The following is a 4,598-nucleotide window of genomic DNA, read 5'->3' on the forward strand; positions in this document are numbered from 1 at the left end:
CACGTCGTTGAGCTTGGCGATGACGTCACCAAGGACTTGATCGGGACCCGCCAGCGATTCGGCAAGCGCCGACGTCTCGGTGATCAATGTCAGTACCGACCCGGAATCCCCTTGCAGCGCTTGGATGATCCCGTTCGTCAGGTTGTCCACCTGTCGTGGGTCCATCACGGCAAGCAGCGGCTCGAACCCGTTGAGTAGATAGGAGATATCGAATGACGGCCTGGTGCGCTCTAAGGGGATCAGGCTTCGGTTTGCCAGTGGCGTCCGGTCTCCCGACCTACCCGCTGACAGACCGAGGTATCGCTGTCCGATGATGTTCTGATAGGTCACCGATGCGATGGTGTCGTGACGGAGGGTTTGCTCCCTTTCCACTCGGAACGTAACTTTGGCCAGGGCGTCCTTCAGGTCGATTCCATCCACCCGCCCGACACGAACTCCGGCAACGCGAACATCATCGCCGGGATGTAGCCCGGAAACGTCGGTGAAGATGGCCGAATAGGTGTTCGTCGGACCCGCGACCTGGCGACGCAGCGTGACCAGCACCATCCAGCTCCCCACCGTCGCCAGCACCAGGAACAGGCTCAGGCCGATCAGCGGGTTGCGGTACCTCACCGATCGCCCCCTGAATCCGGCGCGAGTTGTACCGTCGCTCCACGCACCAGTGGTCCCAACAGAAACTCGGTGGCGGCGTTCGGTTCACTACCGACGATGACGCTTAACTGACCCTTCTCCTGACGGCTGCCGACCGGGCCGACGTTGCCACCGAAAACGGCCGTTTGTCCTTGAAGGGTCGACGGCGGAACAGGTTCGGACGGCGCATCCGGCTGGTCCGGAGGTGCGATTTCCGCCGGGAGTAGCGATGGTAAGGCTATGCCCGACGGTGTCGACCCGGGGCCCGGCAGCGGCGGGGGCTGCTCAGCAGCTGGGGGTACTGGTGCGGCTTGTTCGGGAACGAGGGGACCTTGTCCCACGTCGCCTCTGCCCCGTATCGAATCCCGCGGTGGGGCCAGGTTGGGTCGATTCTCCGAGACCCCTGGGGGCAGCGGGAGTCCCCGAGACCCCAATGCCAGACTCAACGCCGGGGCAACCGGCACCTCGGGTGCCGTGTCGCAACTTGGACCCTTCATCGCGCCGTACCGAGGGCAGTCCGCACGCACGTACGTCCGGGTAGGAGTGAGGGAGATAACCGCTTTGACGAATGGAAGCTGTGCCGCATTGTTCCACCCCACATACCGGAACCCGTCGACCACCTTCATGATCCGACCAGCCATTCGATGAATCGCGCCGGCGTTATCGGCGAGCGCACCCACCACCGGCGTCAGCTCGGTGGTGATGTTTATCAACCTGTCGGTGTGATGATCGAACGCATCGCCAAACGTTCCGACGGTGCTCAGCCCTCCAGACAGGAGATTGGCCAGCGCTGAGCGCTTCTCGGCCAGGGTCTGCATCGGCCGCACCGCGCTACCCAGTGCGTCGAACAACTCGGGCGAGACATCTCGCAGTCCGTTAACAGCGGCGGTGAAAGCGGCCAACGTGGTCGGACCGGTATCGTCGCCGAGAACGGCGTTCAATTGCGTGGCAATCTCATTCAGATCCCGTCCCGCGTTCTTCAGTCGGTCGCCGCGGCCCTGGGTGGCTTCGCCCAGCGCTGTCAGCCATCCGATGCTGTCGGCGGAGGGCTCGCGACCGAAAGCCCGGAGCAGCCCGCGGACCTTGTTCAACGTGGTCTGGAAAAGCACCGTTGGCAAACTTTGGTCCTCGTGGATAACCGCCCCGGCCCGCAGCGGCGCGGCGTTTTTGCCGTTGTCCACGAACTGCACCGACGACACCGCGAAGACATTGGACGGAACCACCCGAGCGGTAACGGTGCCGGGGATACCCGCGGCGTAGGTGGGCTTGAGGTTGATATGGACGATGTTGGGCTGTGCGCCCCTGGCCGGAACGACATTGGATACGAACCCGACCAGTACGCCGCGGAACTTCACGTCCGACTTGGCCGGCAGACCATCGCCCACGTTGATCAGCTCGGCGCTGACCCGTACGAGTGGGTCTAGTCTGCCTTTGTATTTCGCAATCATGAGCGCGGCAATGGCAGACGCGATGAGCACGAACGCGACGCCCGCCATGAAGAGCCGGCTGTTCGACGGGCCGCGGCCCCCGTGGTCGAAGGAGTTCGGCATTGCTATCCGCCGAATCTCGCGCCGGCGTCGACGCCCCACATGGCCATCGTCAGCAGTGCGTTCAAGATGATCACGACGCTGATGCTCGCGCGCATCGCATGTCCGGCCGCGACACCGACGCCCTCAGGGCCGCCGGATGCGTAAAACCCGTAGTAGCACTGAAGCGCCGACGCGACGAAGACGAAAACAACCGCTTTGATCGTGGCCAACACAACGTCTCTGCTACTGCTGAACAAGGCGAAATAGTGCAGATATGTCCCCAGGGACGAACCGGAGGCCACGGCAAACACCGTCTGACTGGCAAAATATGCCACCGCCAAACACACCAGGAACAGGGGAATGGCCGCAACGACTGATGCCACGACGCGGGTCGTCACCAGATACGGAACGGGGTTGATAGCCATCCCTTCCATTGCGTCGATCTCCTCGGAAATGCGCATGGCGCCCAATTGTGCGGTGAAGCGACACCCCGCCTGGGTGATGAATGCGAGTGCGATCATGACCGGCACCAATTCGCGCGTCGATCCCCACGAGGACAGCAGACCGGTCGCCGGACCCAAGCCGAGCAGGTTCAACGAGTTGTAGCCCTCGACGGCGAGCAGCGCGCCCGCGCTGACTCCCAATACCAAGGCGACCCCGACAGTGCCACCGCCGACCACAATCGACCCGTTACCCCACGAGATATCCGACAGAGTCCGCAGGAATTCCCGGCGATAGCGGCCCAGCGTGACCGGGGTCGCCGACAGTACTCGGGCGAAGAAAAACACCATGTGACCGACTTTGGCGGCCGTCAGTCCGCCGGCACGTGTCGCTTGAACAAGTGGGCCGGCGCCGGGGACGTAATACTTTGCGACTACCACGGCTACAAGCTCGTCCGCGGGAACAGAATGAAGTAGAGCTGACTCAGGGCGACGTTGACGGCCATCAACAGCAAAATGGATTCAACCACCGCCGCGTTCACCGAATTCGCAACCCCAGCAGGACCACCATGCGTGTCCAAGCCCTTGTGGCAGCTGACGATCGCCACGATCGCCCCGAAGATAATCGCTTTGACCAGAGCCAGCACGAAGTCGTCGACCGTAGCGAACGCGGAGAACGTTGCCACAAACGAGCCCGGCACTCCGCCTTGCAGGTACACGTTGAACAAGTAGCCCACGACAAACCCGGCAAAGGTCGCCGATCCAGTCAACGCAACCCCTACCACGATGACGGCGACGAATCGGGGAACCACCAGACGCCGGATCGCCGAAACACCCATCACTTCCATGGCATCGATTTCTTCGCGCATCATTCGCGAGCCCAAGTCAGCCGCCACCGCCGAGCCCACGGCCGCCGCAAGCAGTATCGCCGCCACCAGCGGAGCACCCTGGCGGATCACCACTAACCCGTTCGCGGCACCAGCCAACGAATCGGCGCCGACTTGCTCTGCAAGTACCGAAAACTGGATCGCCAAAGTGACGCCGACCGGAATCGTCACCAGTAGTGTTGGGACAACTGCGGTTCCGGCCATAAACGCCGCCTGTCGGACAAACTCTCCCACCGGGAATCGACGGGCGAACAGATCGACGAAGAGATACTGGACGGTGCGTATTCCCAGCACCACCTGGCCGCCCACGGTGTGCAGCGACAACAACGGATGCGACTGCAAGTACCGGCGGCCCCACCCGCCGATCTCCCTGAGAGCCGAGCGCTCGCTAAGCGGCCGCTGATCTTCTTGCGAAGCAGTCAACAACATGCCGCAGCCGGCGATGATCCCAGAGGCCGCCGAATCGGCCACGGCGACGCCAGCATTCGAGCGGTCACTCTGGGCACACGCATACCCGGCTCTCGATTGAGCCGACCCCGCCGACCTTCTGGCCACTGCCTCCCCAATCCGGCACTCGCTGGTGCAAACCGCAAACAGTCATATAATTCGATGGTTTAATCTATTAACACAATGGAGACGATCCCACAGCACGACACCAGTTGGCAAGATCGGCAACTCCATCCAAGAAATCCTGGGTGGACTGCTCGGCTCAACCGGTACCAGCCCTCGTAAGGAGCGGGATCATCATGACCACTACCGAGGTTGTCGACATCCAACCCATTCCGGAACACGTAAGCCGTCAGATCATCCTCCCGGAGGGGCATCGAGACGAGGTAGCACTGTTCGGGGCCTACCGATGGCTGCGCGAGAACACTCCGCTCGGCCACGCCCACGTCGACGGCTACGACCCGCTCTGGCTGGTCAGCAAGCACGCCGACATCATGGAAATAGAGCGGCAGCCCCAGATCTTTAACAGTGGGGGCGGCGACAACCCGGGTTCACACAACCCGATACTGGCCAACCAGGCCGGTGATGAATTCACCAGGAGCATCAACAACGGCAGCTTGCGCATCCTGGAGACGCTGACCTACCTGGATCCACCCGAGCATTCC

The 4,598-nt window shown here is 62.4% G+C and carries 4 protein-coding genes and 1 pseudogene; 1 reads left to right on the top strand and 4 read right to left on the bottom strand.

What is annotated here, in order from left to right:
- The 4 genes from VGG53_RS05880 to VGG53_RS05895 all read right to left on the bottom strand — a co-directional run.
- Positions 1 to 612, bottom strand: a 612-nt coding sequence (locus VGG53_RS05880) for an MCE family protein (protein ID WP_331517054.1), incomplete at its 3' end; no start/stop codon positions are given.
- A complete protein-coding gene (locus VGG53_RS05885; protein WP_331517055.1) occupies positions 609 to 2,180 on the bottom strand; it encodes an MCE family protein in 1,572 nt (523 codons plus the stop codon). The genes VGG53_RS05880 and VGG53_RS05885, both read right to left, overlap by 4 nt.
- 2 nt (positions 2,181 to 2,182) lie before the next feature.
- Positions 2,183 to 3,040, bottom strand: a complete 858-nt coding sequence (locus tag VGG53_RS05890) for an MlaE family ABC transporter permease (RefSeq protein ID WP_414688892.1) — start codon at positions 3,038 to 3,040, stop codon at positions 2,183 to 2,185.
- Between the two features lie 2 nt (positions 3,041 to 3,042).
- Positions 3,043 to 3,915 carry an MlaE family ABC transporter permease gene (locus VGG53_RS05895; protein WP_414688893.1) on the bottom strand — a complete coding sequence of 291 codons (873 nt, stop codon included), beginning with the start codon at positions 3,913 to 3,915 and terminating at the stop codon, positions 3,043 to 3,045.
- A gap of 317 nt (positions 3,916 to 4,232) precedes the next feature.
- Between VGG53_RS05895 and VGG53_RS05900 the strand changes: the two are divergent.
- Positions 4,233 to 4,598: pseudogene (locus VGG53_RS05900) on the top strand (cytochrome P450); the annotation flags it as partial.

Origin of the sequence: Mycobacterium sp. (genome assembly GCF_036490025.1) — a bacterium.
In the GTDB taxonomy this organism is placed as follows: domain Bacteria; phylum Actinomycetota; class Actinomycetes; order Mycobacteriales; family Mycobacteriaceae; genus Mycobacterium.

What these genes read in the sequence shown, in the direction of transcription:
- VGG53_RS05895 (WP_414688893.1), bottom strand. Translation starts at nt 3,915, where the DNA reads ATGTTGTTGACTGCTTCGCAAGAAGATCAGCGGCCGCTTAGCGAGCGC.
- VGG53_RS05885 (WP_331517055.1), bottom strand. Translation starts at nt 2,180, where the DNA reads ATGCCGAACTCCTTCGACCACGGGGGCCGCGGCCCGTCGAACAGCCGG.